We start from the raw sequence: 26,606 nt of genomic DNA, 5'->3' as shown, positions 1-26,606 counted from the left end.
CCAACGCCATTTTTGCCTAATTCCGAAGACGTTCTCTGCGCGGGGTTACACCGTGCCTGCCTATTATAATTGACTTGCGCCTCGGACGCGCTTAGGCCGCGGGCCAAACAACCAGACCGTAGCGGGTCGTTTCCCCTTCGGATTTTCATGACTTTATTCTCTGACCTCAACCTGGCCGAGCCGCTTGACCGCGCTTTACGCGAGCTGGGCCATGCCACGCCCACCCCCATTCAGGCGCAGGCTATTCCTGACGCCCTGAAAGGCCGAGATATCATGGGCATTGCGCAGACAGGCACAGGGAAAACAGCCGCTTTTACTCTTCCGACCCTCCACCATATTTTTACGCAGGAAAAAAACGCGCCCAAACGCGGGTCGCGAGTTCTTATCCTAGCGCCGACGCGGGAACTCGCAGACCAAATCGCCGTTGCGGTTCGCGATTATGGACGCCACATGATGGATTTATCTGTCGCCTGTATTTATGGGGGCGTACCGATTTCGCGTCAAATCAAACGCCTCGTTCACGGCAATGACGTTCTTGTCGCCACCCCCGGTCGCTTAATTGACTTGCTTGACCGTAAGGCGATTACTTTAGCAGAGATCGAAGTCCTAATTTTGGATGAAGCCGATCAGATGATGGATATGGGCTTCATTCATGCCTTGAAAAAGATTGTGCCGTTACTGCCCACGCAAAGACAAACCCTTTTCTTCTCCGCCACTTTAGCCCCAAAAATTAAACAGCTTTCCAAACAGTTTCTGATCGACCCGGTTCATATTTCTGTGACGCCGGCCAATACAACGGCAGAAAAAGTTGAGCAGCGCATGTACCGCGTCAACCAAGCTGATAAGCAGGACTTGCTTAGCGTCGCATTGCTCGACGAAGATGTTGGCCGCTCGCTGGTCTTTACGCGAACGAAACACGGAGCAGACCGGATCGTGAAACGTCTGGCCAAAGTTGGCATCCGCGCCATCGCTATTCACGGGAATAAATCCCAAGGCCAGAGACAGCGCGCGCTTGAGGATTATCGGAGCGGCAAGATCAACACTTTGATCGCCACGGATATTGCCGCGCGCGGTATCGATATTCCTGATATTACCCATGTTTTTAATTACGAAATTCCGAATGTGCCCGAGCAATATGTTCACCGAATTGGACGGACCGCACGCGCAGAACGATCTGGGATTGCTGTGGCTTTTGTCGATAAGAGCGAAGCAAATTATCTTCGCGATATTGAAAAGCTATTGGGCGAAAAACTGCCGCAAATGGATATGCCCGAAGATATGAGCGAGAAGCTGAAAGAGCTAAACTCCCGTGACGCTCTGCCTGCACCTGAAAAGCCCAAGCCTGACGCGCGTAAAGGACGCGGTAAGTCCAAGAAAAAAGCTCGTTTCAGCAAGTCCGGCAAGTCGGACAGCTCTGACAAATCAGGCAAACCGTCCCGCGAAGGCGGCAAGCCTAGGCAAAACCGATCTGATCGGAATGGCAGCGCCGGTTCAGCGGATAAGTCTCAGCGCGCGAGATCAGGTTCGAAAAAGCCTTGGGAGAAAAAGGAACGCTCGGAACAAGGGGGCGAGAGAGTTCGTTCAGATAAACCCCGGTCTGACAAGCCTCGGTCGGACAGGCCGAGATCCGATAAACCGAGATCTGACAGACCCCGCTCCGTTAAACCCCGCTCAGATAAACCTCGGTCAGATAAACCCCGTTCCGGCAAACCGCCGACCAAAGGTGCCCGTCCGCAAACGGTGGAAGGCCGCGCCGCACAGTCTTATTCCGGCAAGGGATTTAAGAAAAAAGCAAAACCAAGCCGCGCAAAACGCACCGCCGCGCGTCAAGCGCAAGGTAAGAGCGGGAACGCCTCTAAGCCCCGCCGGAAATCTTAGGCTTTTCCCAAAACCCGCTCGCCCATAAAATCAGGGCGATGAGCGGGAATTGCAGAGCGACGCGAAACCAGAGCTGAAAGGCGGTCAAATCCTGGCCGCCCAGAGGCATGCCCTCGAGGGCCATGTGAATATTCGCGGGCAAAACAGCGAGAAGATACAGACTTAAAACAATGCCCGTAAGGCGGCGCCATTTTGGCCAGATAAGGCCAATGGAAAACAGGATTTCCAGAACGCCTGTCACGATTACAATTAATTTTGGAAAGGGCAGAAAAGGCGGCACAATTTGGGCGACTTCATCCGTCGCCATGAAGTGCAGCAAAATACCGGCGGCCAAGAAAAACAGGGCTAAAACCCAGCAAAACACCGATTTAATTCGTGATTTAAGCATTACCCACGCGGCAAACCAAAAATGGCCCGTGCGCCGATTGCGTCATTTGCAATTTGCTCTTTCAGCGCCTCAAAACTTTCGAACTTTTTCTCGGGACGAATAAAACTGCGAAACCTTACGTCCACGTGCTGGCCGTAAATATCACGATCAAAATTGAGCAGATGAACCTCAAGGCGCGCTTCTTTCCCGTCCACAGTGGGGCGGCTCCCGGTATTGGCCACGCCGGGCCGCCAAGTCTCTTCGCCCTCAAGCCGCATTTCGACGCAATAAACCCCGAATTTAGGCCGAACGAGATCGCCGAAGTCGAGATTTGCCGTCGGGAAATTAATTGTGCGCCCACGTTTTTCCCCTTCTTTCACAATGCCGTCCACGCGCCAGGGACGAGATAGCATATGGTGGGCGTGAAAGACGTCCCCTGATTGCAAGGCTTTTCGGATTTCCGTACTGCCATATTTGCCGTAGCGCTCATGCAGGCCCACCGCGGGCATGGCCGTGACCCCGATGCCGCGCACCGCGCCAAGCCGCGTCAGGCTTTCAACATTTCCGCAGCGATTTCGTCCAAAGCCGTAATCTTCGCCGACCACGACATGGCGAATGCCCAGGCCCTGATGCAGGACTTGCTCTACAAATTCTGTGTCGTCCATATCCCGAAGTCTGGGCGTAAAAGGAATTTCGTAAAGAAACTCCACGCCCAGCTCGGACATGATTTCAGCGCGGACCGTCGCGCTCATCAAGCGAAAAGGCGCGGCGTCAGGTTTGAAAAACCGATAAGGGTGCGGCCGGAACAGACCAATTCCCATCGGCGCTTTCATCTCACGCGCAATGTCTTGCGCCGCTTTGATGACGGCTTGGTGGCCCCGGTGCAGACCGTCAAAATTTCCCAAAGCTATGACCGCGCCCTGATCTTCCCTGGAGAGCCCGGTATAAGTTGTGAGCGTTTTCACGCTTTACTCAGCAGGGCGTTTTTGAACAAAGACGCCCGCATCGCCCCGGCAGATTTTCTGTCCGTTCACTTCGCAATAGCAGCTCATTTTGACGCGGCCGGAGCGTTCATTGATCTCGGCCACTTCGGCCACGGCAATCACTTCATCCCCGATAAAAGCCGGTTTACGAAACCGCAGGTTCAGCTCGACAAAGAGCGCGCCCGGCCCTGGCAGGTCATTGCCAAGAACGGCTGATATGAAACTGGCCGACAGGGCTCCATGAGCAATTCTCTGGCCAAATTGAGTTGTGGCGGCAAATTCGGCGTCGACATGAACCGGATTATGGTCACCTGTAATATCCGCAAATGTGTTGATCATTTCTTCGGTGATGATCGCGGTAGTTGTCGCGCGCATCCCGACGGATAAATCATCAAGATAATATTTTACCGTCTCAGTCATAAATCCCTCTTTCGTGAGAGAATGGATTATCACTGCGAATTTAAGATTGCCACGATAAATTTATTGCTCAGAGAAATTGTATAAGTTTCTCAGCGACTACCAATTCAACGACGGCGCGATATAGCGGGCGATGACTTTGTGTTTTTGCATCAAAGCTTTGAAGTTTTCGGCCGTTTCGCCGTGCAACCCGTCCTGAATGAACAAGCAATCATAACCTTGTTCCTGTGCGCCCAGTAGGTCTGTGAAAATATTATCGCCGATACAGAGTATGCATTCAACATCGGGCACATGCCCTAAAACCTCTTGTATCCACGCCCGTGACAGGCGGTAAATTGGCTCATGCGGCTTCCCTGAATAGATCACCCGTCCGCCCATTTTCTCATACTTCTGAGCCAGAGCACCGCCGCACCAGACGAGCTTATCACCCAACCGCACTTTTATATCCGGATTTACGCAAATAAACTCCAGTTCGCGGGCCAATGCCTCTTTCAAGAGGTCTTCGTAATCCTCGGGCGTTTCATCATCTTCGAATAATCCGGTGCAGGAAATAAATTCGGCTTCGTCCAGATCAGAAAAATTCATATCCAGTTCTTCGTAAAGAGCGTCGTCGCGCTCCGGGCCAATCTTGAACACCGGACCGGGGGCCCGTCTGGCAAGTTCGTCAATTGTAGCATCCCCTGACGTCACAATAGCGTCCCAGAAGCCGCCCGGCACACCTATGCGGGCAAAGGTTTCGGGAATGGCCACACTGGGTTGAGGGGAATTGGAAATCAGAACGACAGGCCCGCGCGTTTCGCGAAACCGCTCCAGCGCCTCGCAGGCTTTTAGGTAAGGTTTCTTTCCGTTATGAATGACGCCCCAAATGTCGCAAAATATAGCGTCATAATCGTCGGCAATACTACCGAGCCCGGATAAGGGCTGAAAGTCGTCATGAAGGTTGCTCATAATATCTCTCCTAAGCCGTGCAGTTAGGGGCTGAACCCGATACGGGCAAGCCCTTTCCTGCAAACGGGTATAGGAAGACTGCCCTCCCCAAGCAGAAAGCTAATAATCTTCAAGAGCTTTGGTAAGACTGGCTTTGTTTTCGCTTTAAACACAATCATACCTTTGAAACGCTACTGCCTATGACATACGGAACTTGCTGGGCGTCTTATAGTCGGAAGTTTGCGTCAAAAAGTTCAAATTCAAGAGATCTTTTTTTGCTTGAATCAATTTTAAGCTCGCTCCAATTCCCGTTTGCGGTTTAAATGCTGCAAGTTTAGGGTCGCGGTTCATACGATAAAGGCCCCTTTATGAAACATCTATCTGCCCTATGCCTGTCCACCGCTCTGTTTTTAGGAGGGTGCGTCGCGCCTTCGGACACACAGCCAAAGACTACTGAGGCGGGCGAGAGCCAAAAGCTGGCCATTGAGAACGTTAAGACGACCGCGGCTTTATCCCCCGGCATGGTTGCGGCCGCGAACCCTTTGGCGGTTGAAGCAGGCATCGAAATTCTAAGACAGGGCGGCTCGGCAGTAGACGCCGCTATTGCCGTGCAAACCGTATTAGGATTGGTGGAGCCGCAAAGCTCCGGTCTGGGCGGCGGCGCGTTTATGGTCGTTTACGATCCGGAAACAGCTAAAGTCTGGAATTATAACGGACGGGAAACCGCCCCCGCCAATGTAACGCCGAGTCTATTTACAGATCCTGAAACAGGTGAGCCCCTACGTTATTTTGAAGGCATTGCTTCAGGACGGTCGACAGGCGTTCCGGGAGCCATGGTTATGCTTGAACGCGCCCATGAGGATTACGGCAATTTGAACTGGGGGACTCAAATGGAGCCCGCCATTCGGCTGGCTGAGGAGGGATTTACTGTCAGCCCGCGTCTTGCCGGTTTAGTCGAACGCATGGGGGCCTATGTTTTAAAAAATGACGCCGAGGCCCGTGATTATTTTTTCCTAGAAGACGGGAGCCCTATTCCCGAAGGCACCCTTCGGGATAACAAGCCATATGCCGAAACCTTGCGCGCGCTGCAGGACAATCCGCGCGCACTTCTTGAAGGGCCAATTGCGGAGGCGATAATTGCAAAAACGCAGCAAGCACCGCTCCCGGGAACGATGGCGCTCTCTGATATGGCCAGCTATCAGGCGAAAAAATCCGAGGCCCTGTGTGATACTTACCGCGCCAATATCATTTGCGGGGCAACGCCGCCCTCCTCTGGGCCGCTCGCCGTTATGTCTATTCTCGGCCAGCTGGAAAACTTTGATATGGCCGAGTTAGGACAAACGGCCAAAGGGTGGCACGTCTTTTCCGAAGCCTCCGCCCTCGCCTATGCGGACCGGGATAAATATGTCGCTGATCCGGATTTTGTTGAGGTTCCTGTCGAGCCTCTTTTGAATAAAGATTATTTAAAATCACGCGCCGAACTCATTCATCAAAATGGCGTATTGGCCAAAGTAGAAGCCGGAAACCCCGTTGACTTTGTTCGTGGCAAAGACGCAACGCCGGACAGTCCCGGTACGTCGCATTTTACGGTCGTCGACGCAGACGGCCTGACGGTTTCCATGACGACAACGGTCGAGTCCGCTTTTGGTAGTCAGCGCATGGTCAATGGGTTCATGCTCAATAACCAGTTGACCGATTTCTCTTTCAAAGCCGTTGACGAGAAAGGAAACCCCATCGCGAACGCTGTAGCTCCGGGTAAGCGGCCCCGTAGTTCTATGGCGCCGCTCATCGTCTTTAATCCGGAAGGCGAGTTTCTGTTCACGACAGGCTCTCCAGGCGGCAATTCCATTATCGCCTATGTCGCAAAAAGTGTTGTCGGAATTCTGGATTGGGACTTGACCCCGCAAGAAGCGATAGAGCTACCCAATGTTATTTCCCGCAACGGCCAAGTGCGGCTTGAATCACAGGATTTGAAAAAAGAAAATACGGACGAAATTGATCGCGGGGCCGGAGCGGTCGAATTTGGCCTGCCGAATAAAACGGTCGCCAAATTGGAAGGTCTTGGTCATAAAGTCGTGCGGTCGGCCGGAGAGATCTCTGGGCTGCATATTATCTATCGCCAAGAAGATGGCACGTTAATTGGCGGGGCCGACCCGCGCCGCGAAGGGAGCGTCGCCGCGCCTTAGGGCTTCACCGTTGGTAGGCACAGTTTGAAATGTGTGCCGTTCTCGTCGGTTTTTACCAAGATTAGGTCCCCGTTTTGAGCGGTGGCAAGTTCTTTGGAAATCGACAAGCCCAGCCCGGTATTCCCTTCCGCGCCGCGCGAAGCGGCAAAAGCAAGGAAGATGTTTTTCTGCGCGCGTTCCGGCAGTCCCGGCCCGGTATCCTTGATGCTGATATGAGTAATTTCATCGGTCACTTCGGCAGACACCGTGATGCGCCGGACTTCGCTTTTTTGCATGGCCTGCGCCGCATTGCGAAAGAGGTTATGCAGAATACGATAAGCGTGATCTGGGTCGGCGCGCACTTCCAATTCTGTCGGAACGCGGTTTTTAAATTGAGTGCCCGGATATATCGCCATCGTGTCCGCCGCCACTTCGCCCAAGAGGAAAGAAAGACGGATGTCTTGCGGTTCGGGGTCCGCTGTCTCCGCCCGGCTATAAGCCAGCACATCTTCGGTAAGGCCGACCCCGCGTTCAATGGTCTTCACGAGTTTCTCTCCCATCTCCACGACTTTTTTGTCTTTATGTGTTGTCAGCCGGTCAGAGACCAGAAGCGCCGTCGCCAGAACGTTGCGAAGATCATGATTGATTTTTGCTACGGACAGGCCCAATCCAGCGAGGCGCTCACGTTGTCGGAACGCCGCGCGAAGGCTCTTTTTTAGGTCGGAGAAGGCACTTTCCAACTCCCCAATTTCGTCCTGCCGGCGGGCATTGCGCTGGACATTTTGCCGATATTGAGGGTTTTCGCGAAAAGCCTGCATGCCCGCCAAAAGGGCTTGGAGAGGCCTGACAATCACCAATAACATGGCAAGATATATGAGCCCGCCCGTTATGATTGCGATAACGAGAGACAACAGCAAAATTCGCTCGAAATAGGCCCATAACTCGCCCCGTAATTCGGCCCGGGGAATGACCAGCTCAAGACTGTCCTGCCCTTGAACAGGCGAAGCGGCCGTGACGCGCAAGCGCTCATTTCCTGTAGAGAAATAATCCGCAAAAGTGTCCCGGAATAAAGGTCGCCGATCGGGATTGGTCATATCCACCGCAACAAAATCAACATTTGAGGGCGGAGCGCCGAGCACGAGCTCTGTCATCCCGTCTCGTTTGGCCGATAACAGCTCTACTCCCGTTTGCGCCATGAACTCTTCGGTTAGCATTTCAGATGCTTCGAAATCAGGAACGCCGGTCAAAGCCTGAGTTAACAGGCCCGCCTGATCCACGCGTTCCATAATCCAATTTTGGCGATAAACGGTGGCAGAAGGGAAAAACAAAACGAGCTCTGCCAGCATGACGAATCCAATCGTCATCAATAGGAGCTTGGCAGACAGGCCCCGGGTTATAAAGCCAGATATCATGGAGACTCGTTAGCGTTTTTCCGGATAAAACAGAAGACCTATTGCAATTTCGTCATAATTCCGGCGAGCTTCCGGGTTTTTTCAGAGAAAATCGTGTCTGTATACCAAGACCCTGCAGCGCGTTTTACGATTTCGGTACGGGTGGGGTATGGTGATATAAATTGAGCCAGACCTGAAATTTTAATCCCGCTCGACATTGCAAGTGACAGCATCTGAATAACCTCGCCCGCTCCCTCTCCGACGACGGACGCGCCTAAGACTTTGCCTTTTTTCGTTGCGACGATTTTTATCCCGCCTTCAGTTTTTCGCTCGGCTATGGCGCGATCATTTTCTTCAAAGCTCCAGGACACAGCTCTCACATCGTCCCCATGCTGCTCCCGCGCGTCCTTTTCGCTCAAACCAATATTGGCAAGTTCCGGTTCGGAGTAGATGGCGGCAGGCATGCGCTGGATTTCGGCCTTTGCAAAAAAGCTGCCTAAGAGAGGCGGCATAAAGTAAAAGTTTTTAATCAACTGTCCGGCATGAAATCCGGCGGCGTGGGTGAGCCCGCCCATGCCTTTTACCACATCTCCGGCGGCGTAGATTTTTGGATTGGAGGTGCGGAGCGCGTCGTCCGTTTCAATCCCGCCTTTATCGTAATTCACGCCCGCTTTATCGAGGCTAAGCTTTTCCAGCACCGGCGTACGACCAGCAGCCACCAAGAGATGCGAGCCATCAATTTTGGTGCCGTCTTCCAGCTCCACACTCACGCCGGATTTCGTTTTATATTTCTTTGTTTTGATTTGCTTAGTTTTAGCCGGAGCGAGGAATTTAACGTCCTCTTCCTCCAACGCCTCTATCAAGACTTTGGCATGTTCCGGTTCGTTTCGGCCAAGCGGGGCGGCCACATCGATGATTGTAACCTCGCTGCCCAGACGGCGGAAGGTTTGGCCGAGTTCAAATCCGATAGGCCCGGCCCCAATGATAATGAGGTGTTCCGGCAGACGGTCGACATCGAAAACAGTTTCATTTGTCAGATAAGGCGTCTCATCCAATCCGGGAATGGGCGGAGCCGATGCCCGCGAGCCTGTTGCGATAACGAACCGCTTTGCTTTCACCCGTGTGCTTTTAGATTCAACCGTTTTGGAGTCCGTAAAATGGGCATATTCGCGGATGACCGTACAGCCTAACCCTTCGAAACGTTCCTGACTGTCCACGGGCGCAATTTGTTCAATGACGCCTTTGATATGCGTTTTAACGGCTTCAAAGTCGACTTTAGGAGAGACGGGCTTAATCCCGTATTTCTCTCCGGACGTCTGAGCGTAAGCGGCCTTGCCGGCCGCTATGAGCGCCTTAGACGGGACGCAGCCTGAGTTCAAGCAATCGCCGCCCATTTCATTGGCTTCAAATAATACGACGGAGCGCCCTAATTGAGCGGCGCCCGAAGCAATTGAAAGCCCGGCTGAACCGGCGCCGATAATGCATATATCGACATTATAATTTGTCTGGGTCATAGAATTCTTTCTGGAGATTTTTAAGCTTCAGCGTTGGACGCGCCGGGTTTTCCGAAAAACTTTTTGTAAAAAATAGGTAGAACAGACAGCGCGATCAGGCCGCAAATCGGGAGCAGGATTTTTGGTTGGAGCATGATGCCGGACAGGCTTTCCTTGCCGCCTTCAGCCAATATCGTCTCAAGCCCTTGCCCAACGCTAGCATAAACGAAACTGCCGGGCATAATCCCAAAAAATGTGCTGAACACGTAATTTCGGACTTTAACGTCGAATAAGGCGGGCGCAAAATTGACAACAAAAAATGGAAAGACCGGAATAAGACGCAAAATGAAAAGGTAGGAAAGCTCGTTTTCTTTCAGCCCCTTTTCGAATTTCTTTATATAATTGCCTTTGGTCTTGCGTTTCAGGAAATCCCCAATGGCGTATCGCGCCGCAAGGAAAATGGCTGTTGCTCCGATTGTGGCGCCTATCACAATCGCGCCACCGCCAGCGAATGTGCCAAACAGAAAACCGCCGAGCAGAGAGAGCACCCAGGCCCCAGGAAAAGAAATCCCGACGAGAACGGCGTAAGCCAATATAAAGCCGAAGATTGCGAGGGCATAATTGCTCTCAACAAATCCCGCTAGCGTATCCTTATGTTCGCGTAGAGCCGAGAAACTGACATAATCCGGTCCGCCCAATAGAAAGAAGGCGGCTAAAGCGATCACAATCACCGCCACCGGCAAAAGGCGCTGCCAGCGGGGTTTCTGCTCATTTGTTTCTGTGTTGCTCATCACTAATCCTGTAAAATCCCAAAAGCCCGCATTTCAGACCCATTCGTCATTCGGGGCCCCTTTAGAGCATGACACGCTGATTGGCTTCCCACAATCATTTCACAAATCCGTGCGGGAAACGTCACGCCGACGTGAAGTTTTGCGGTCGTTTTTTATTTGGCCGGGCCTGTAATTCTGCGCCTCAATTGCTTGACAGCTCCCGCTCATCCTTTTATGGGACGCCTCTTGAATATAGATGCAGCGAAAAGTGCCGAGGATAGGGCCAAAATCGCTACATGGAGATTATTATGAAACGTACATTCCAACCGTCCGTCATCGTTCGTAAGCGCCGCCACGGCTTTCGCGCACGTATGGCAACAAAAGCGGGCCGTCAAATTCTCGCGCGTCGTCGGGCAAAAGGTCGCAAGGTCCTTTCCGCGTAACGCCTTTGGCACGCTGTAAATGTCGCCGTGCATGACGGTCGACCCTAAAACGAATTCAAAACTCGGCGTGCTGAAGAAGCGGGCCGAGTTTTTGTATGTGCGGGAGGGGGCCTATCGCGCCCAAGGCGCTATTGTCATACAGATGCGGGCAAACGCCAACAATATGGGCATCCGTGTCGGATTTACCGCAACAAAAAAAATAGGCAATGCCGTTACCCGCAGCCGCGCCAAACGCCGTTTAAGAGAGGCAGCGCGCGCTCTGCTCCCTGAATATGGGCTAGCCGGATACGACTATGTTTTTATTGCCAGAGACGGTACGACCAAGCGGGAGTGGACAGCTTTGCTTGACGACACGAAAAAAGCCCTCATAACGCTTGGCAAACGCAATAGACTTACCTCTGGCTCTTAACTTAATTGATTTACTCATAAGCGGACTTTCAGACCGATGAACGAACAAAGAAATTTTATTGTCGCTATGGCGCTTTCCGCCCTCGTCTTAATCGGCTGGTGGGTCTTCTATCAGGGTCCAGCGGCTGAAAAGGCTAAAGCCGACGCAGAAGCCGAAATGGCCCGCGTGGCGGCAGAGCAGTCTTTGGGTGCGCCGGCCACTGACACCGTTGCCCAAAAAAGACCTCGCGAAGAGGTCATTGGAGAAAGCTCGGCAGAAGGCCAGCGAATAAAAATCGACTCCCCCAGCCTTATCGGTAGCTTATCAACATCTGGTTTTCGCTTTGATGACATCACACTCAAAAATTACGATAAAACTCTGGATCCTGCAGACGGGCAAGTCTCCCCTCTCTCCCCGGAAGGATCGGACAAAGCCGCTCTTATAACGGACAATTGGGTGCGCGCAGGCGTCAATAATTTCGGCCTTCAAAACAACTGGTCGCTTCTGTCGGGTACAACCCTAACAGCTAATTCCCCGATAGAGCTTGGCTATCGGGGGGATGGATTTGAAGTCCTGCGGAAAGTTTCAGTCGATAACCGCTATCTGTTGACGGTTGAAGATACGGTTACCAATACCTCCGGAGCGGAAATTGCCCTGCAACGCGTCGGCGTATCCCGCCAATACGGCCTGCCTAATGATTTGACGAACTTCTTCATCATTCAAGAAGGGCCAATTTCCATTCTCGATAACAGCTATGATGACATGAAATATAAGAGCATTCGCAAAAAAGGCGAATGGTCAGAGGTCGGCGAAAGCGGATGGGTTGGGCTATCAGATAAATACTGGCTGACAGCGGCCATCGCGCCTCAAGGGAAAACCATGACCGCGGAAAGACGATTCCGCACGATCAACAACGAAGATGTCTACGAGACCTCTTATACGCTTGAGCCTATGACTATTACCCCCGGCACGTCCGTGACTTCAACCGGGTATATGTTTGCCGGTGCCAAAGACCGCGACGTTCTCAAACGCTATGAAACTGAACTCGGCATTGCCCAAATGGAACGCGCCATTGACTGGGGCTTTGTCGGCATCTTGGTTAAACCGATTAGTTGGTCTTTGTCTCAGCTTGGCGAACTTCTCGGCAATTTCGGCCTCGGAATTCTAGCGCTCACATTGATTATCAAGCTTCTCATGTTCCCGCTTTTTAACAAGCAATATGAGAGCCAAGCGAAGATGAAAAAGGTTCAGCCTAAGCTGAAGAAATTGCAAACACGCTACAAAGATGATCGAATGAAGCTCCAGAAGGAGATGATGGCGCTCTACAAGAAAGAGGGCGTAAATCCGATGGCAGGGTGCCTACCGGTTATTCCAACAATCTTCGTCTTCTTCGCGCTCTATAAAGCTGTCTTTATCAATATTCACATGCGTCATGCGCCGTTCTTCGGCTGGATTCAGGACTTGTCCGCAAAAGACCCGGTTTCTGTCCTGAACGGCTTCGGCCTGATGCCTTGGGGCCCTAACCCGTTTGGGATTGCCTTCTTGGCGATCGGCCCTCTCGCGCTGCTTTACGGTATTTCCATGAGCCTTATGTATACACTCACGCCTCCAGCGGCGGATCCAATGCAGGCGAAAATTTTCAAGTTAATGCCTTGGGTGTTTATGTTTATCCTAGCGCCCTTCCCGGCGGGTCTCCTGGTTTACTGGGTCTGGAACAACATACTGTCCTTTGGACAGCAATATTACATCACGCGGAAATTCAAGGTTGATACCCCAATTGATCAATTCTTCCGCAAAGTAACTGGCAAAGAAAAGCCCGAAACAACGGAATAAACTAGGATGGAAGACAAAACGTCAGCGCAGTTGGAAGAAGGACGTCTGCTGTTTGCGCGGGATGTCGACTTCATGCGCAGTGCGGTTAGCCTGGAAACGCTACCACCGCCGGACCTTCCAGAAGTTTGTTTTGCCGGCCGCTCGAATGTCGGTAAATCCTCGCTCATAAACGCGCTGACAAATCGTAAAGGGCTTGCCAGGGCGTCTAATACGCCCGGGCGGACGCGAGAGCTTAATTATTTCAATGTCGACGGTCGGCTTTTCATCGTCGACCTGCCGGGCTTTGGATATGCCCGCGCCTCGAAAACAGATATTGCCCGCTGGCAGCAACTGACCAAAGCCTATTTACGGGGCCGCCCCGGCCTACGCCGCATTTTTCTATTGATTGATAGCCGCCACGGAATCAAAGCCCCGGACATCGAAGTCATGGATATGCTGGACGAGACTGCGGTAATCTATCAGCTTGTACTAACGAAAACGGACAAGCTCAAAAAAGGCGAACTTTCGAAAGTCGCTGAAAAAACCCAAAGCTTTATCGCCAAGCGTCCGGCCGCTTTTCCGTTCATCGTGCATACGAGTTCTGAAAAGAAAGAAGGGCTTGACGTGTTGAGAGCTGAAATTGCAAGCTTGGCCCTGCCCTCAAATCTCGATAGATAAAGTATTATGAAACGCCGCGCCGACGAAGATAATTGGACCAGCGCGCAAATCCTCTCTGAGGCTTTGCCGTTCATCCAGCGTCATGCCGGAAAGACTATCGTTGTTAAATTCGGCGGAAACGCGATGGGCAGCGAAGATCTGACCCAGCAATTTGCGAATGATATTGTCCTGCTGCGCCAATGCGGCCTCCGCCCTGTGGTTGTTCACGGGGGCGGCCCGCAAATCGGCTCTATGCTGGATAGGCTAAAAATCAAATCTGAATTCGTTGACGGTCTACGGGTGTCCGATATGGAAACGGTTGGGGTGGCTGAAATGGTGCTTTCGGGCGCAATTAATAAATCCATTGTCGCCGCTATAAATCAAGCCGGGGGCCGGGCTGTTGGCCTCTCCGGACGCGACGCCAACCTCATCATGGCCAAAGCGGTAAATAAGGATCTGGGCTTTACGGGCCATCCGGTCTCGGTAGAGCCAGCGCTCCTTCATACGCTGACAGATGCAAAGCCCGGGTTTATCCCTGTTATCTCCCCGATCAGCACCAGCGCTGACGGAACGCGCTATAATGTGAATGCGGATACGGCCGCCGGCGTTATCGCCGGAGCATTGAACGCGGCCCGTCTAATGCTTTTGACCGACATTGAAGGGGTAATGGACGCAGAGAAAAATCTGCTGACTGACCTATCTATTGAAGAGGCCCAGTCCTTGATTGATGAAGGTACCGCCAAGGGCGGAATGATCCCTAAGCTCGGGACAGCGATAGACGCGGTCAAACAAGGCGTCGAAGCCGTCGTCATATTGGATGGGCGGCGGGCGCACGGGCTATTAGTAGAACTTTTCACGGATGTGGGTGCAGGGACACTCATACGATGACAGCAAGCTTTTTCCGGACCTTACTTACTTACATTTTACCGATTATCGGCCTGACATATGTCAGTTTAATCCCGCAGGCTTACGCCCAACAAACCGCCTCACTGGAAAGGCCCGCGCAAAATGAGGGCGCAAATTCTGAAAGCGCGCCGTCTTCTTCGCTTGCGCCCACGGGAGTTCCTAGTCCCAATGAGAAGATTGATTGGAATATCTGCAACGAAACGTCTTTCATGCTTCGTTTAGCCAATGCCACGCTTCGAGACGGCACGGTCAAAGCCAAAGGATGGCGGACGGTTCAACCTGGTCAGTGCCTCACGGAGAAAGTCGAGCGCAGCGCCCCCCGGCTGCTCTACGCAGAAAGTCTAGGCTTTCACCGCGGAGGAATTCGGGAATGGAAAGGCAATATTCCGCTTTGTGTCAAAGAGGAAGATTTTCTGTCTGAAGCGACACAGGACTGCAAAAGAGACGGGTTGCTAAGCCGGAAATATCTGGCCGTAAAGCCGGGTGAGAAAACAACAACTTTAATCGAACCCGCTGATTATGGTGACAAAGCCGAGATTGCCGGGACGCAGAGACTATTGCGTGACGCAGGGTATAAAATCAGCACAATTGATGGCCTAGCGGGGCGAGGGACGTCTCGCTCCATTAATGCGTTTGTCAAAGCGGAAGAATTAGACAAAGAGCCCCAAGGACAAGCTTTGATCGCAGCACTAGCCAAAGCCGCCGCCCGTTCCACGAATAATATTGGACTGGAGATGTGCAATAAAGGCACAACCCGAATATATTCCGCCGTCGGAATGCAACAAAATGGCAATTGGACGTCTAAGGGCTGGTGGGCCATTGATCCCGACCAGTGCGTGCGGCCCATCACGACATCGCTTGAGGATTTAGACGCCCATTACTATGCGCTGAAAGAAGCGGCGCCAACCGAAGACGGTGAAAAATCCGAAGATCTCCGCCTTCGGTCTGTGGCGACAATTCCCGCTCAATTTTGTATTGCCGAGTCCCAATTCTCCGCTCTCGGACGAGAATATTGTTTTGAGGGCGGATATAGCGTCGCGAATTTCAGACCTCTCCCGACGGATAAAAGCGGTAAATCTGTGACGTTAACAGATGAAGATTTTGCGACGCCTGCGCCAGAAGGCTTGCGCCGCTAAAGCTGCGCGTCTAATCGCACGTCATGTTAAAAACCCCGCCCGACCTGTCTCATATCCGTCACTGGATTTTCGATCTCGACAACACGCTTTATCGTGCTGATGTTGAATTTTTCAGCCAGATAGACAATAAAATTACGGAATATGTTTCGCGATACCTCGCGCTCCAACCTCTCAAAGCTCGGGCTCTACAAAAGGAATATTTGGCGGAATACGGCACGTCTCTTTCCGGCTTAATGGCCGTTCACGACATGGATCCGGCTGAGTTTCTGGATTATGTTCACGATGTCGACCTGACCGCGTTAGAGCCTGATCCCTCCTTGCGAACCGCGATTGAGAACCTGCCCGGAAAGAAATGGATTTTCACCAATGGGTCTCGTGGCCACGCCAAAAACATTGCAACCCACTTAAACCTTTTTGATTTGTTTGACGGGCATTTCGGCATTGATGATGTCGATTACATTCCCAAGCCCAAACGTAGTCCTTTTATCAAATTCTGTGATTTCTTTGAAGTTGATCCCAAAAAAGCAATCTTTTTCGAAGATAGCGTCAGAAACTTAGAAGTCCCGAAACATATGGGGATGACAACCGTTCTCGTGGCGTCAGATGCCGATTGGTCACACGAACCCGAAGACGTCCGCCCTGCCGGACAAACCACGAAAGCCGAATGGGTGGATTATACCACGGACGACCTGCCAGGATGGTTGGCGGAGAATACAATACTCAGCCCTGAAGAGGCTGGACTTGAAACAAAATAAATCATCCCCATTTTTAAACTATGAAGGATAAAACCAAGCCTGCTATCGCCCTTAATCTGAACGCGGTGAACTGTCCCAAATGTTCCTCGCGTCAGCCACAAACGCGTTTCCCTCGTAATTTACGTCAGTTTTTCTTTGGCGGTTGGACATGTGAGCGCTGCGAGACTGAAATGGACCGTTTTGGACGCGTTGTTTTTTAGGCTCCCTTCCCGCTCAGCCCTACATCTTGACCTAAGCCGCGTGCAGGCTTACTTTTAAATTATGGCTATACGACCAATATTAACTGTCCCGAATCCGATCCTGAAGCAGGTTTCAGAACCTGTTGAAAAGGTGACGGATGAAACACGCGCTCTCATGGATGACATGTTGGAGACGATGTATGACGCGCCCGGCATTGGCCTCGCGGCTGTGCAAATTGGCGTGCCAATTAATGTCATTGTCATGGATCTGGCGCGCGACGGCGAAGAGCCTCAACCCCAATATTTCGTCAACCCTGAGATTCTCGAAGACGTTGAAGACGTACAGCCCTATGATGAAGGCTGCCTGTCGGTCCCAGACATTTTTGACACTGTTGAACGCTCGGAACGGGTAAAAATCACCTATCTCGATTATAACGGCGAACGCGTCACAGAATGGGCTGAAGGCCTGTATGCGGTCTGTATTCAGCACGAAATGGATCACCTTAAAGGCATCGTCTTTATCGATTACCTGTCCCGCCTGAAGCGGGACCGCGCCGTTAAAAAAGTAATGAAGGCCGAAAAGCTGAAAGCCGCCGGCTAGTCTTAAATCTTGTCATTCTGCCGAAGGCTGATAAGCCGCAGCTGCAGACTGAAAGAAGAATGAGACGAACTTAATCATGACCCTTAATATTGTTTTTATGGGCACGCCAGATTTCGCCGTGCCGTCCCTGGCCGAATTACTTTCCAACGGATTTAATGTTGTGCGGGTTTATACGCAGCCTCCTCGTAAATCCGGACGGGGGCAAAAGCTCGCCAAATCCCCTGTTCACCAATTTGCAGAGCTGATGGGCGTTCCGGTTGAAACGCCTGAAAGTTTCCGAAAACCTTCTGTGATTGACGACCTAGAAGCACTCAATGTCGATGTTGCTTGCGTCGTCGCTTACGGACAAATTCTTCCCCAGCGCGCACTCGACGCGCCTAAGGAGGGGTGTCTTAACTTACATGGCTCTCTCTTGCCGCGATGGAGAGGGGCCGCACCGATACAACGCGCTATCATGTCTGGAGACGAGAAGACAGGCGTACAGATCATACAAATGGCTAAAGGCCTCGATACAGGCGATATCCTTTTATCGGAAACGGTCCCCATTCAACCGACTGACACCGCCGGAACCTTATCTGAGCGCATGTCGCGGACCGGAGCAGGCCTATGGCCACGCGCTCTTGCAGCTCTATCGCGAGGAGGCCTAACACCTACCCCTCAAGAAGGCGAACCCACCTATGCCCATAAGATTGACAAAGCAGAAGCCCGCCTCAATTGGACTCGGCCCGCAAAAACGTTAGACTGCCATATTCGTGGATTGGCGCCTTTCCCGGGCGCGTGGTGCGAGATGGATGGTGAAAGGCTGAAAATTCACCTAGCGGAGCCTTCACAGGGCGACGGCAAACCCGGCGAGGTTTTGAACGACGCGCTCCTTATCGCCTGCGGAGACGGCGCGCTGAGATTGAAAACAGTTCAGCCGGCCGGAAAACCTAAAATGTCGGCAGAAGATTTTCTGAGAGGCACGCCGGTCGGGAAAGGGACAATTTTGACTTAACCTCCGGGAGGGGGCTTATGGCGCTCAAGCGTGAAGATATTCAACATCGCGGCCATCGTATTATTGCCAATAAGACTGGCGCGATGGTTTATCCAGACAAGTACGTAATAGAGGCAGACTCGCTCGAAAAAGCGTTGAAGGACGCCAAAGAGTGGGTCGACACAAAATATCAATCCCGTCACAAAGACCGCCGCAAACCTCATATAGGGACGGCGGATGATTACGCCGAAGCCTTTGATGCCCTCACTCTCGGCTCACATGAAGAAGCGATGTTGAAAGCTCACAGAAACGCGCCGGATCGTAAATTGACGGCGCCCGACCTTGCCAATGCCGCTGGATGGGACGGCGCAGGCCCAGCAAATATCCATTACGGCAATCTCGGGCGGCGGGTCGCTGAATATTTAGGACTTAAACTCACAGATGACGATGACCGCGCCTGGACCGAAGCCCTCGCCGAATATCACGAAGAGAACAGCGAATGGCAGCTCTATGAGGAAGCTGCCGAGGCTTTGGACAAACTAAATCTCAGCTAGGGTCTGGACACAGCCTCATAATCGAATACTGCCCCTTAAATGCCGAGATACAAACTCACCATAGAATATGACGGCGCCCCGTTCCAAGGCTGGCAATGGCAGGATCACGGCCCTTCTGTTCAGGGCGCGATTGAGGCCGCTGGCGCGAAATTGAATTCGGCGCCTGTGACCGTTTACGGCTCGGGCCGGACCGATAGCGGCGTTCACGCGCTCGCCCAAATCGCCCATATGGATTTAGGTAAAGATATTCGGGCCGATAAGGTCCGCGACGCCCTTAATTTCCATCTGGGTCAGCATCCCATCAGCATACTCGATGCCGAGATCGTCGATGAGGAATGGCACGCGCGCTTTGACGCCATTGAGAGGCGCTATCTTTATCGGATTGTCGACCGTCGTCCGCGCCTAGCGCTCGATAGGGGCCGAGTCTGGCGTATTCCGGTCAGGCTTAATGTGGAGGCGATGCACGACGCGGCGCAGGTCTTGGTAGGAAAGCATGATTTCTCGACCTTTCGCGACACGCAGTGTCAGGCGAAAAGCCCGGTAAAGACTGTAGACGAAATTACGGTTTTGCGCGCGGGGCATGAGATCCACTGTCACTTCAAAGCTCGCTCTTTCCTCCATAAACAGGTTCGAAGTTTTGTCGGCTCTCTCGTTGAGGTCGGATTGGATAAGTGGGACGCGGAGGATATGCAAGCCGCGCTTGAGGCGCATGATAGATGCGAGTGCGGCCCGGTTGCGCCGCCGGACGGTCTGTATTTAACTCAGGTTATCTACTAGCCAAACTGGGACACGCCAGTCAGTAGAAGGCTCAATCCTGTTACCGTAATCAAGCATGCCGCGAGCGTTGCACCGCCCCAGTCAAACCCGGCAATACGTTGCGCCAAACGGATGTCTATAAAAAGAAGCCCCAAATAGGCTGCGAATGCCATCCCATAGGCGGCCGGAAGAGGGATGAAGTTTATTTTGAACAGCAAAAACCCAAAGACGACGATCCAGACGAGAAAGAAAACACACCAATGCCGAACGATCGTCCATGGCCGGAAGCAATCCTGCTTGTCAAAAACCATAGTCAAAATATAGGCCACAGCCGAAAAACTCATCAAGTAGATTAGTCCGATGAGGCCAACGGCGGGAATTTGAATGGGGGCGACCTCAGTGCCTAATAATTCCGCCCGCCCCTCACTCGACAATTTTGCAATCAAATAGAGTCCCGGCAAGGTCAGTATTTGAGAGACAAATGAGACCTTGAGGCCACGACGGGACAAGTCAAAATACTCTTCCCAGTTCGGGAGACGGCCTACGGCCGCCATGACACCGATAAAACGAGAAACGGGATTCATGGGTAGAGGATCCGATTTGGCATATCTATGCCATAAGAAAATTGCCCTAAGAGGCAAGAGAAGAGAACAGACAGCTCAACAGTAATATGTCGAAGATTATTAAATGCCATAAAACGCGCGATACCAACCAACAAAATTTGAGATGCCTTCTTGCAGGTTCATTTTAGGCTTGAACCCGAAGTCTCTACTGGCGGTGTGAATATCGGCATAGGTAGACGTTACGTCGCCTTTCTGCTGTTCCTTTATGAAGGTCTGCGCTTTGACCCCGCAAGCAGTTTCAACTGCTTCAACCAAGTCCATTAAGCGGTTCGGGCGCGAGTTTCCGAGGTTATAAATATTGTGAATATTTTCGCCGGACGGAGGGTTAGCCAGAAGTTTCGGAATAATTGAAACGATATCATCTACATATGTAAAATCACGGCTCATAATATCAGGGGCGAAAAGCGTGATTGGCTCACCGGCTAAAATCTTTTTCGTAAAGATAAAATAGGCCATGTCGGGGCGTCCCCATGGGCCATACACTGTAAAGAACCTAAGGCCTGTCTGAGGTATTTTGTATAGCTGCGCGTAACTTTCTGCGAGCATTTCCCCGCCAAGTTTCGTCGCCGCATAAAGCGAGGCTGGACGCCTGACGATATCGCTTTCAGAAAAGGGGCCGCCTTCCCGCTCTCCGTAAACAGACGAAGAACTGGCATAAGCGATATGATCCAAACTGTCCGAATGGCGAGCATATTCAAGGATATTCAAATGGCCCATGACATTGGACGCGACATAAGCGCGGGGGTTTTCCAAACTGTAACGCACCCCGGCCTGCGCCGCCAAATTCAGTATATGAGTAATTTTGGTAGACCCGAGCGCTGCTTCCAGCGCGCCCTCTTTGGCTATATCTAACTCAAAAGAACGAAAACCTTTCTTCGCCTCAAGGCGGTTTAGCCGTGCTTTCTTCAGGCCGACATCATAATAATCATTTAGGTTATCAACACCGATAACCTCATGCCCGTCTGCCAATAGGGACTGCGCAGAGTGATATCCGATAAACCCTGCCGCGCCTGTTAATAAAACTCTCATGGCCATGCCTTAGACGCTTCGTTAAAGGGAAGAAAGTTAAAGGTTAGAAGAGATATGACGCCCGCCCTCGAAAAATCTGCTGAAAGGCTCAAACAGTGGTGCATTGAAAAAGCTCTGCCGTTTTGGGCCGAGACGGCTCAATTGCCGGATGGGGGCTGGGTCGAGCATCTCCGTCGCGACCGGTCTCCTGATTTCGAGGCAGAGCGACGCTGGCGAATATTGGCGCGTCAAATTTATGTTTATTCTGAAGCCACGCGTTTGGGCTGGTTCCAAGGAGAAAAAACTGCACGGGACACGCTCAATCGTATGCAGGAAACGGGTTATGTCCAGCGCGTGACACCTGATGGGTACGCAACGGAGCGGCGCCGGGATTTATATGACCATGCCTTTTATCTTCTGGCGAGCTCAAGTCTCTTCCGATTAACGCGGGAGGCAAAGTTTCTGAGGTCAGCGAATGAAATCCTAGAGGCTCTTCGTTTGGATTTCTCTCATCAATCGGGAGGGTGGCGCGAGACACCACGCGGGCTCCTCCCGCGTCGTCAAAACCCGCATATGCACCTTTTTGAAGCCACGCTCTATTTGTACGTCGAATCGGGTGACTTCTCCCATTTAAAAATGGCGGATGAAATTTTCGGATTGTTTAAAACGCATTTCTTTGATCGTCAAAATGAAGTCGTCACAGAATACTTTACAGATGACTGGCAAAAAATTGTCGGTGAAAAAGGAGATATCTCGGAACCGGGACACGCCATGGAGTGGGTATGGCTTCTAACTCAGTATCAAAATATTACGGGGAAAGACACACTCAGCTTTGCTCAAAGACTTTATGATCGGGCGCTTATGTCCCGCCCGGTTTTCCTGAATGATGAAGAATGCGCGGCGGGAGATATAAGGCGGGAAACGAAACGCCTCTGGGTGCAAACCGAAGTCATCAAAGCGCACCTTGCTATGGCGGAAAGAGGTGAGCCTGGCGCAGCAGACTGCGCAGCCGCCCTGATAGACGGCCTGTTCGGCTTATATCTGAATTCCGACGGAACGTGGAATGATCAGCTCAACGCTTGCGGCGTCAATGTCGCCAAAACCATTCCGGTCAGCACGTTTTATCATATTCTGTGCATGGCCACAGAAGCGAAACGAGTCAGTGACTTAAACACCTAAGCGTATTTGCGAAGTACAGCTTTATTTTAGCACTTCAATCTTGAACCGCGAAATATCCATTTCCCGCTGCTCCCCCTCTTCATCCGGCCAAACACCGAAATAATCGAGATCTGGCGCTTCAGTCGGAACGGGCGGGGTAAAAGTAAAGCTATAGTCTTGGAACTCTGGAGTTAGGTCAAAGGCCTTCCACCCGCTATCCCCCGCCCCCGCGGTGAAATACCCCATCCGAAAACTACTTGTGGGATTAGTGCCCCCCTGGCGCGCTGTCAGGGTCATACGAAGATCTCTACCTGCCAAAGCTTGTTCATAGTCGGAGCCAAGAGGCGCGAAAACACCTGCTGAGGCAGGCGCGGAATTTCGAGAGAGATGCGCCGCCGCAGTAATATACGCGGGTTCTGCAGATGTCTCTCCAACGAAGTCAACTGTTGTTCCAGGGGAGGCTTGGATCAAAGCGAGATCATCGCCTTCCATAAGGTACCCTTCAGAGATAATCTCTGCTTCAGATAAGTTGTCCCGACAACTTGGCAGCATGGCGACAGTTACAATCACGGCAATCACAAGGATAAGCAGCGGATAGAAAAAACGGTCCTGTATCATGCCTTCGTCTAAAGCGCGGAATGACAGGGTGCGCAAGACTATTGAGGTAATAATTACGGAGTAGTTCAGTAATATTTGAAGAGACCTGCACGATAATTTATGGTTAATATAAGCCTAAATTTTATCGGAGGGCATTATGCGTTCGCTATTTCTAACCTCAGCCTTGTTTTTCACGGCGACTATCGCCCCTACGTCATTTGCAGACGAACATCCGCATAAAACCCCCGCAGACAAAAGTGAGGCTGCAAAAGCAGAGAAAGAAGGTTTTTCTGCCAAGTTAAAAGACCGTCTATCTCAATACGAAAAAATGGAGGCAGAAATTGAAACCGATAATTCGGAGGATAAAGCTTTCGAAAAACGCGTTCGTGTTTACAAATTCAAATCCGGAGACAAAATGCGCGAAATGTCGAAAGACGTAGAAGAGATGATTGTCGAATCCGGGATGCTCTCAAATCTGGCGGATATGCTCGCAGATTTTGCCGAGGATATCGAAATCAAGAAAGGAGAGAAAATCTTTTCTCTCCGGTTTGACGGCGACACTCTTGGCGAAGTCAATCGGGATGAGGCAGATCGTGTCGTCTTAAAATCCATGGACAAGGAAATGATCGTGGAAAAAGAAACCTATTTGAAAGACGGAGAAACGCGGACACGTATTGTCATAGATATGAACGGTGACGGCTCAGACATAGATCTCGACGACGTTCTGACGAAAGAATAGACCTTAAATCAAGAACAAAACGGCGCGTTCATCAGCGCGTTCTACCAGAGCGCGCTTGAGCATATTGGTTAGCTCGGCGCTGAAACGTTCTGCGGCAGCTTCGTCCCAGGCTTTGGAGACAGCTTTGATTAAATCAGGGCGCTGCCTTTTTGCTGCGGCTTTCACACGCGCATCGCTCAGTATTTGCCGAGCAAAAACCGGTAGTTTGGATTTCCGCATCTTCCCGGAAATTGCTTTGCGCCCGAAAAGATAACTGCCCCCCAAAAGCGCCCCCCCCACGACAATACCAATGGGGTTCACGAAAAGCGCCGCGAATAAATTCGCTTTCGCGAGAAGCGCGCTGACGAGTAAGGCGCTGACCCCGGTTCCGACGAGCGCCGTATCAGATTCTAAAGACGCCATGCCAGGCGCAGAAACCGACAATCCTTCCAAATGGCGGCTGACATGCTCGCTGCCATCAAGGCTAAGCACCATAGCGGGCAGGCCATGCGCGCGGCAGAGCGGGTCGGTGTGAGCTTCGACGTCGCGTTGCAAGGTCGCAAACCAGTTGTCGATAACGGGCCGGAGACTTTCCCGGGCTTTCTCGGATTCCAACCAAGTTTTGACTTTTTCTTCGAGGACGCCCTCCACATCATCTAAAGACGCGATTGCTCCGCTGCGCCATTCCCGAAAGGCCGGAAGAATACAGTCTTCGGTCATTGCATCGACGAGAACAGGCGCGATCAATCCGCCGAGCGATTGAGCCTTTTCCTGTGCGCGGAGATGGACTTCGCCGTCCTCTGCCAAGAGGGCCGCAGTCTCCATTTTGAAGTTGGCGTGAAGATATTCAAACCGTCCTAGCCAAGCCAAGCCCCGTGCAATAGCAAATTCCGGCTCGGCGCCGCGAATTACCCGCGCATTCGGAAACGCTTTTTGCGTCGCCGGAAGCACCAGTGGCAATCGTGACGCGCCGCCAGTGAGCAAAACCGTGTCAGGCGCTCGTCCGCCTAAAGATTCAATTGTTTCCTTGAGCGCATAATCAAACGCGTCTTTCCAGCTATAGCCGTTAAGCGCCTCCAATGACGTTTCCAGAATATGCTTTGCGTCTTTTTTATCCATACGAATATCAAAAAAGACCCTTTTGCCCGCGGGAAGACGTTTGATCATTTCGACAGGAATATCTTCTCCGGTAAAATAGGCTTCTTTGGCTTGGCGGCACCAATAGGTCAGAATAGATTTATAGTGCGGAAACGCGTCAATTAGTTTCCCGATCTCCTTTTTCGACTTTTGTCTGGAGAGGTTAAGCTTGAAAATCTCATCATCGAGCAAGCCGGAGCCCAGTTCATTATGTCCAACATCATCGGCGTCCAGATCCCGGCAATATGTAAAGTCAGTCGTCGAAGACCCGATATCAATAATTAGAACCGAAGCCCGCGTGTCTTCGATGGAAACATATCCTTGTTCTAATGACGTCATTAACGCCGCGCGGCTTTCAGGTACGATCCGAACGGTATCCAGTCCGGCCTGCTCAAAAACTTTGCGGTAAGCGTCTCGTGTGATGTTATCCCAACCGGACGGGCAACCAATCACGAAACGACTTTTTTTCGGCCCGCGTATAGTCTTCTCCTCTGACAGCCCTTCTATTAGCGCTTGGGTAAAATATGTGATGGGCTCGGCCGTCTTGGCATCCAAATGACGGCTTTTAAATTTTAACCAAACATCGGGTTTATGAGATGCAAAAGACAGGCTGAGGGCATCCGCCCCGATTTTAATGTCCTTTCCGTCTTTGGCCACAGCCGTGACAAAACTTCGTTGTCCGCGATATTCGAGAATTTCCGGCTCGCGAACGGTCGCACCGTAAGCGCGGCCCAAGGCGGTCTCGCCGTGACCTAGGTCGAAGCCGATAAATTCTTCATCGGTTTCAAGTCGTGTCTTCGGAGGCTTACTCATTTGCGAACCCAAACAGTGCCGCGCCGCAAGAGACGTCCGTCCTGACCCACTAAAGCCGGGGCGGCCATCTCTAGATCCGGATCGCCTTCGTTGATAATAAGAGCTGGGAGCTCATCAAACATGTGCTTTGTCGATTTATTAAAGTCCACAGCCTCTATTCCAGCCGAGGCGAGGACGCTCTTCATATCTTTGCCGACAACTTGGAGGGCATAATTTCCGTCCGAGGCGGCGTTGGCTTCCAGCAAGTTCTGGAAGACCGCCATTAAGGCGGGATCGTCTCGCCAATGAGCGTCGGGCTCCGTTTGCACCATTCGCGCCAATATATGGTCCGCCGTCGCCAAAGCGTCGCTGATCTGATTGATGAACCCAGCGCTGTCCGTTCGAATAGACGCTTCGGCGGTCATATTTTTTCCATCGGGCGACGGCAGGGCTTTCGGCTTTCGCACAAAGGGCAGCCGCGAAAACATATTTAACTTAAAGTGTGACAGCGCATGAAATGCCGCGAGACTGACGGCGCTGATAACAACCAATCCAATCCCTTGCACAAGTCCAACGGTCGCCAGACCTGCCGCTGCAATATAAAACAAGCCTGGACGCCAGTCTTTCAGTCCGTCAAACAGACCTGATTTTGGGGCCGTTTCCACCAAAGTAACATCTGCATGGGTCGCCCGGTCAAGAACCCCGGCCCCCGACTTAATAATTTCCAATAGCCATAAACCCGCCTTTTGGATCTGCGGGTCCGTGACGCTGCGGGTAAAGCTCAAACCTGTCCGGTCTAGTGCCCGGCGCATTTCTCCGACGACTTGGGACGGGGATAAATCTTTATTCAGAGTCTGGCGCAACTGCTGACGCTCTTGCGCGAAATAGTGCGCAAGGGACGGCGGGGGAATGAGAGCATTGGTCTCCATAGTGACTATTATGTCGGGTCGCCTCCCCCAACTGTCAAGTCAGCGTCGAGGCTCTCGCCAGGGAATGCTTTCACCAGGTTTGGAAAAGGTCGA

At 51.9% G+C, this 26,606-nt stretch carries 27 protein-coding genes; 15 read left to right on the top strand and 12 right to left on the bottom strand.

Features of this window, described 5'->3' with window-relative positions; all coding sequences use genetic code 11:
- Nucleotides 1-147: 147 nt before the first annotated feature.
- The gene (locus ACNA05_RS04825; RefSeq protein WP_415810270.1) at nt 148-1,878 is read left to right on the top strand and encodes a DEAD/DEAH box helicase; all 1,731 of its coding nucleotides are present in this window, start codon (nt 148-150) and stop codon (nt 1,876-1,878) included.
- Here ACNA05_RS04825 and ACNA05_RS04820 read toward each other — a convergent pair.
- The 4 genes from ACNA05_RS04820 to ACNA05_RS04805 all read right to left on the bottom strand — a co-directional run bounded on the left by ACNA05_RS04820 (nt 1,856) and on the right by ACNA05_RS04805 (nt 4,593).
- The gene (locus ACNA05_RS04820) at nt 1,856-2,266 is read right to left on the bottom strand and encodes a DoxX family protein (protein ID WP_415810269.1); all 411 of its coding nucleotides are present in this window, start codon (nt 2,264-2,266) and stop codon (nt 1,856-1,858) included. The genes ACNA05_RS04825 and ACNA05_RS04820 overlap by 23 nt on opposite strands.
- Complete coding sequence (locus tag ACNA05_RS04815) at nt 2,266-3,210, bottom strand: bifunctional riboflavin kinase/FAD synthetase (protein ID WP_415810268.1); 945 nt, start codon at nt 3,208-3,210, stop codon at nt 2,266-2,268. Before ACNA05_RS04815 ends, ACNA05_RS04820 begins: the two co-directional genes overlap by 1 nt.
- A gap of 3 nt (nt 3,211-3,213) precedes the next feature.
- Nucleotides 3,214-3,648 (bottom strand): MaoC family dehydratase, encoded by a 435-nt coding sequence (locus ACNA05_RS04810; protein ID WP_415810267.1) that lies wholly within the window; start codon nt 3,646-3,648, stop codon nt 3,214-3,216.
- A gap of 96 nt (nt 3,649-3,744) precedes the next feature.
- Complete coding sequence (locus tag ACNA05_RS04805) at nt 3,745-4,593, bottom strand: TIGR01459 family HAD-type hydrolase (protein ID WP_415810266.1); 849 nt, start codon at nt 4,591-4,593, stop codon at nt 3,745-3,747.
- A gap of 347 nt (nt 4,594-4,940) precedes the next feature.
- Between ACNA05_RS04805 and ggt the strand changes: the two genes are divergently transcribed.
- Entirely contained in the window at nt 4,941-6,758 is a 1,818-nt protein-coding gene (gene ggt, locus ACNA05_RS04800) for a gamma-glutamyltransferase (RefSeq protein ID WP_415810265.1), read from the top strand.
- On the opposite strand, the gene ACNA05_RS04795 is transcribed toward ggt, so the two are convergent.
- The 3 genes from ACNA05_RS04795 to ACNA05_RS04785 are packed head-to-tail and all read right to left on the bottom strand — an operon-like array spanning nt 6,755 to nt 10,412.
- Nucleotides 6,755-8,149, bottom strand: coding sequence for a sensor histidine kinase (locus tag ACNA05_RS04795; RefSeq protein WP_415810264.1), 1,395 nt, complete (start codon nt 8,147-8,149; stop codon nt 6,755-6,757). The two genes, ggt and ACNA05_RS04795, sit on opposite strands and share 4 nt — an antisense overlap.
- Nucleotides 8,150-8,187: 38 nt before the next feature.
- Entirely contained in the window at nt 8,188-9,642 is a 1,455-nt protein-coding gene (locus tag ACNA05_RS04790) for a dihydrolipoyl dehydrogenase family protein (RefSeq protein WP_415810263.1), read from the bottom strand.
- 20 nt (nt 9,643-9,662) lie between these two features.
- Nucleotides 9,663-10,412, bottom strand: a complete 750-nt coding sequence (locus ACNA05_RS04785) for a TVP38/TMEM64 family protein (RefSeq protein ID WP_415810262.1) — start codon at nt 10,410-10,412, stop codon at nt 9,663-9,665.
- A gap of 287 nt (nt 10,413-10,699) precedes the next feature.
- On the opposite strand from ACNA05_RS04785, the gene rpmH reads away from it, so the two are divergent.
- From rpmH to truA, 11 genes are all read left to right on the top strand, one after another.
- Complete coding sequence (rpmH, locus tag ACNA05_RS04780) at nt 10,700-10,834, top strand: 50S ribosomal protein L34 (RefSeq protein ID WP_415810260.1); 135 nt, start codon at nt 10,700-10,702, stop codon at nt 10,832-10,834.
- 31 nt (nt 10,835-10,865) lie between these two features.
- Complete coding sequence (gene rnpA, locus ACNA05_RS04775; protein ID WP_415810259.1) at nt 10,866-11,243, top strand: ribonuclease P protein component; 378 nt, start codon at nt 10,866-10,868, stop codon at nt 11,241-11,243.
- A 36-nt stretch (nt 11,244-11,279) separates the two neighbouring features.
- A complete protein-coding gene (gene yidC, locus ACNA05_RS04770) occupies nt 11,280-13,055 on the top strand; it encodes a membrane protein insertase YidC (RefSeq protein ID WP_415810258.1) in 1,776 nt (591 codons plus the stop codon).
- Nucleotides 13,056-13,061: 6 nt separating this feature from the next.
- Nucleotides 13,062-13,712 (top strand): ribosome biogenesis GTP-binding protein YihA/YsxC, encoded by a 651-nt coding sequence (gene yihA / locus ACNA05_RS04765; protein WP_415810257.1) that lies wholly within the window; start codon nt 13,062-13,064, stop codon nt 13,710-13,712.
- 6 nt (nt 13,713-13,718) lie between these two features.
- Nucleotides 13,719-14,579 carry an acetylglutamate kinase gene (gene argB / locus ACNA05_RS04760; protein ID WP_415810256.1) on the top strand — a complete coding sequence of 287 codons (861 nt, stop codon included), beginning with the start codon at nt 13,719-13,721 and terminating at the stop codon, nt 14,577-14,579.
- Nucleotides 14,576-15,733 (top strand): DUF1036 domain-containing protein, encoded by a 1,158-nt coding sequence (locus ACNA05_RS04755; RefSeq protein ID WP_415810255.1) that lies wholly within the window; start codon nt 14,576-14,578, stop codon nt 15,731-15,733. Before argB ends, ACNA05_RS04755 begins: the two co-directional genes overlap by 4 nt.
- 23 nt (nt 15,734-15,756) lie before the next feature.
- The gene (locus tag ACNA05_RS04750; RefSeq protein ID WP_415810254.1) at nt 15,757-16,488 is read left to right on the top strand and encodes a pyrimidine 5'-nucleotidase; all 732 of its coding nucleotides are present in this window, start codon (nt 15,757-15,759) and stop codon (nt 16,486-16,488) included.
- 261 nt (nt 16,489-16,749) lie between these two features.
- Nucleotides 16,750-17,268, top strand: a complete 519-nt coding sequence (gene def / locus ACNA05_RS04745; RefSeq protein ID WP_415810253.1) for a peptide deformylase — start codon at nt 16,750-16,752, stop codon at nt 17,266-17,268.
- Nucleotides 17,269-17,344: 76 nt separating this feature from the next.
- Entirely contained in the window at nt 17,345-18,262 is a 918-nt protein-coding gene (fmt, locus tag ACNA05_RS04740; RefSeq protein ID WP_415810252.1) for a methionyl-tRNA formyltransferase, read from the top strand.
- Nucleotides 18,263-18,279: 17 nt separating this feature from the next.
- Nucleotides 18,280-18,795 carry a hypothetical protein gene (locus ACNA05_RS04735; RefSeq protein WP_415810251.1) on the top strand — a complete coding sequence of 172 codons (516 nt, stop codon included), beginning with the start codon at nt 18,280-18,282 and terminating at the stop codon, nt 18,793-18,795.
- 39 nt (nt 18,796-18,834) lie between these two features.
- Nucleotides 18,835-19,572: a tRNA pseudouridine(38-40) synthase TruA gene (gene truA, locus ACNA05_RS04730; RefSeq protein WP_415810250.1), complete on the top strand. Its 738-nt coding sequence runs from the start codon at nt 18,835-18,837 to the stop codon at nt 19,570-19,572.
- Here truA and ACNA05_RS04725 read toward each other — a convergent pair.
- Together ACNA05_RS04725 and ACNA05_RS04720 are read right to left on the bottom strand one after the other, a co-directional pair.
- Entirely contained in the window at nt 19,569-20,135 is a 567-nt protein-coding gene (locus ACNA05_RS04725; RefSeq protein ID WP_415810249.1) for a hypothetical protein, read from the bottom strand. The two genes, truA and ACNA05_RS04725, sit on opposite strands and share 4 nt — an antisense overlap.
- Before the next feature lie 99 nt (nt 20,136-20,234).
- Nucleotides 20,235-21,203: an NAD-dependent epimerase/dehydratase family protein gene (locus tag ACNA05_RS04720; protein ID WP_415810248.1), complete on the bottom strand. Its 969-nt coding sequence runs from the start codon at nt 21,201-21,203 to the stop codon at nt 20,235-20,237.
- Nucleotides 21,204-21,257: 54 nt separating this feature from the next.
- On the opposite strand from ACNA05_RS04720, the gene ACNA05_RS04715 reads away from it, so the two are divergent.
- The gene (locus ACNA05_RS04715) at nt 21,258-22,361 is read left to right on the top strand and encodes an AGE family epimerase/isomerase (RefSeq protein WP_415810247.1); all 1,104 of its coding nucleotides are present in this window, start codon (nt 21,258-21,260) and stop codon (nt 22,359-22,361) included.
- 21 nt (nt 22,362-22,382) lie between these two features.
- On the opposite strand, the gene ACNA05_RS04710 is transcribed toward ACNA05_RS04715, so the two are convergent.
- On the bottom strand, nt 22,383-22,958 hold the full coding sequence (locus ACNA05_RS04710; protein WP_415810246.1) for a hypothetical protein: 576 nt from the start codon (nt 22,956-22,958) through the stop codon (nt 22,383-22,385).
- Between the two features lie 136 nt (nt 22,959-23,094).
- On the opposite strand from ACNA05_RS04710, the gene ACNA05_RS04705 reads away from it, so the two are divergent.
- Nucleotides 23,095-23,676: a hypothetical protein gene (locus ACNA05_RS04705; RefSeq protein ID WP_415810245.1), complete on the top strand. Its 582-nt coding sequence runs from the start codon at nt 23,095-23,097 to the stop codon at nt 23,674-23,676.
- 3 nt (nt 23,677-23,679) lie between these two features.
- On the opposite strand, the gene ACNA05_RS04700 is transcribed toward ACNA05_RS04705, so the two are convergent.
- Nucleotides 23,680-25,605, bottom strand: coding sequence for an Hsp70 family protein (locus ACNA05_RS04700; RefSeq protein ID WP_415810244.1), 1,926 nt, complete (start codon nt 25,603-25,605; stop codon nt 23,680-23,682).
- Nucleotides 25,602-26,513 (bottom strand): hypothetical protein, encoded by a 912-nt coding sequence (locus ACNA05_RS04695; RefSeq protein ID WP_415810243.1) that lies wholly within the window; start codon nt 26,511-26,513, stop codon nt 25,602-25,604. Before ACNA05_RS04695 ends, ACNA05_RS04700 begins: the two co-directional genes overlap by 4 nt.
- Nucleotides 26,514-26,606 lie beyond the last annotated feature (93 nt).

This window comes from Litorimonas haliclonae (assembly GCF_965138505.1).
GTDB classification, from domain to species: Bacteria; Pseudomonadota; Alphaproteobacteria; order Caulobacterales; family Maricaulaceae; genus Litorimonas; species Litorimonas haliclonae.
The sequence above is the reverse complement of the archived record's forward strand: the minus strand, read 5'-3'. Positions and strand labels throughout refer to the sequence as shown.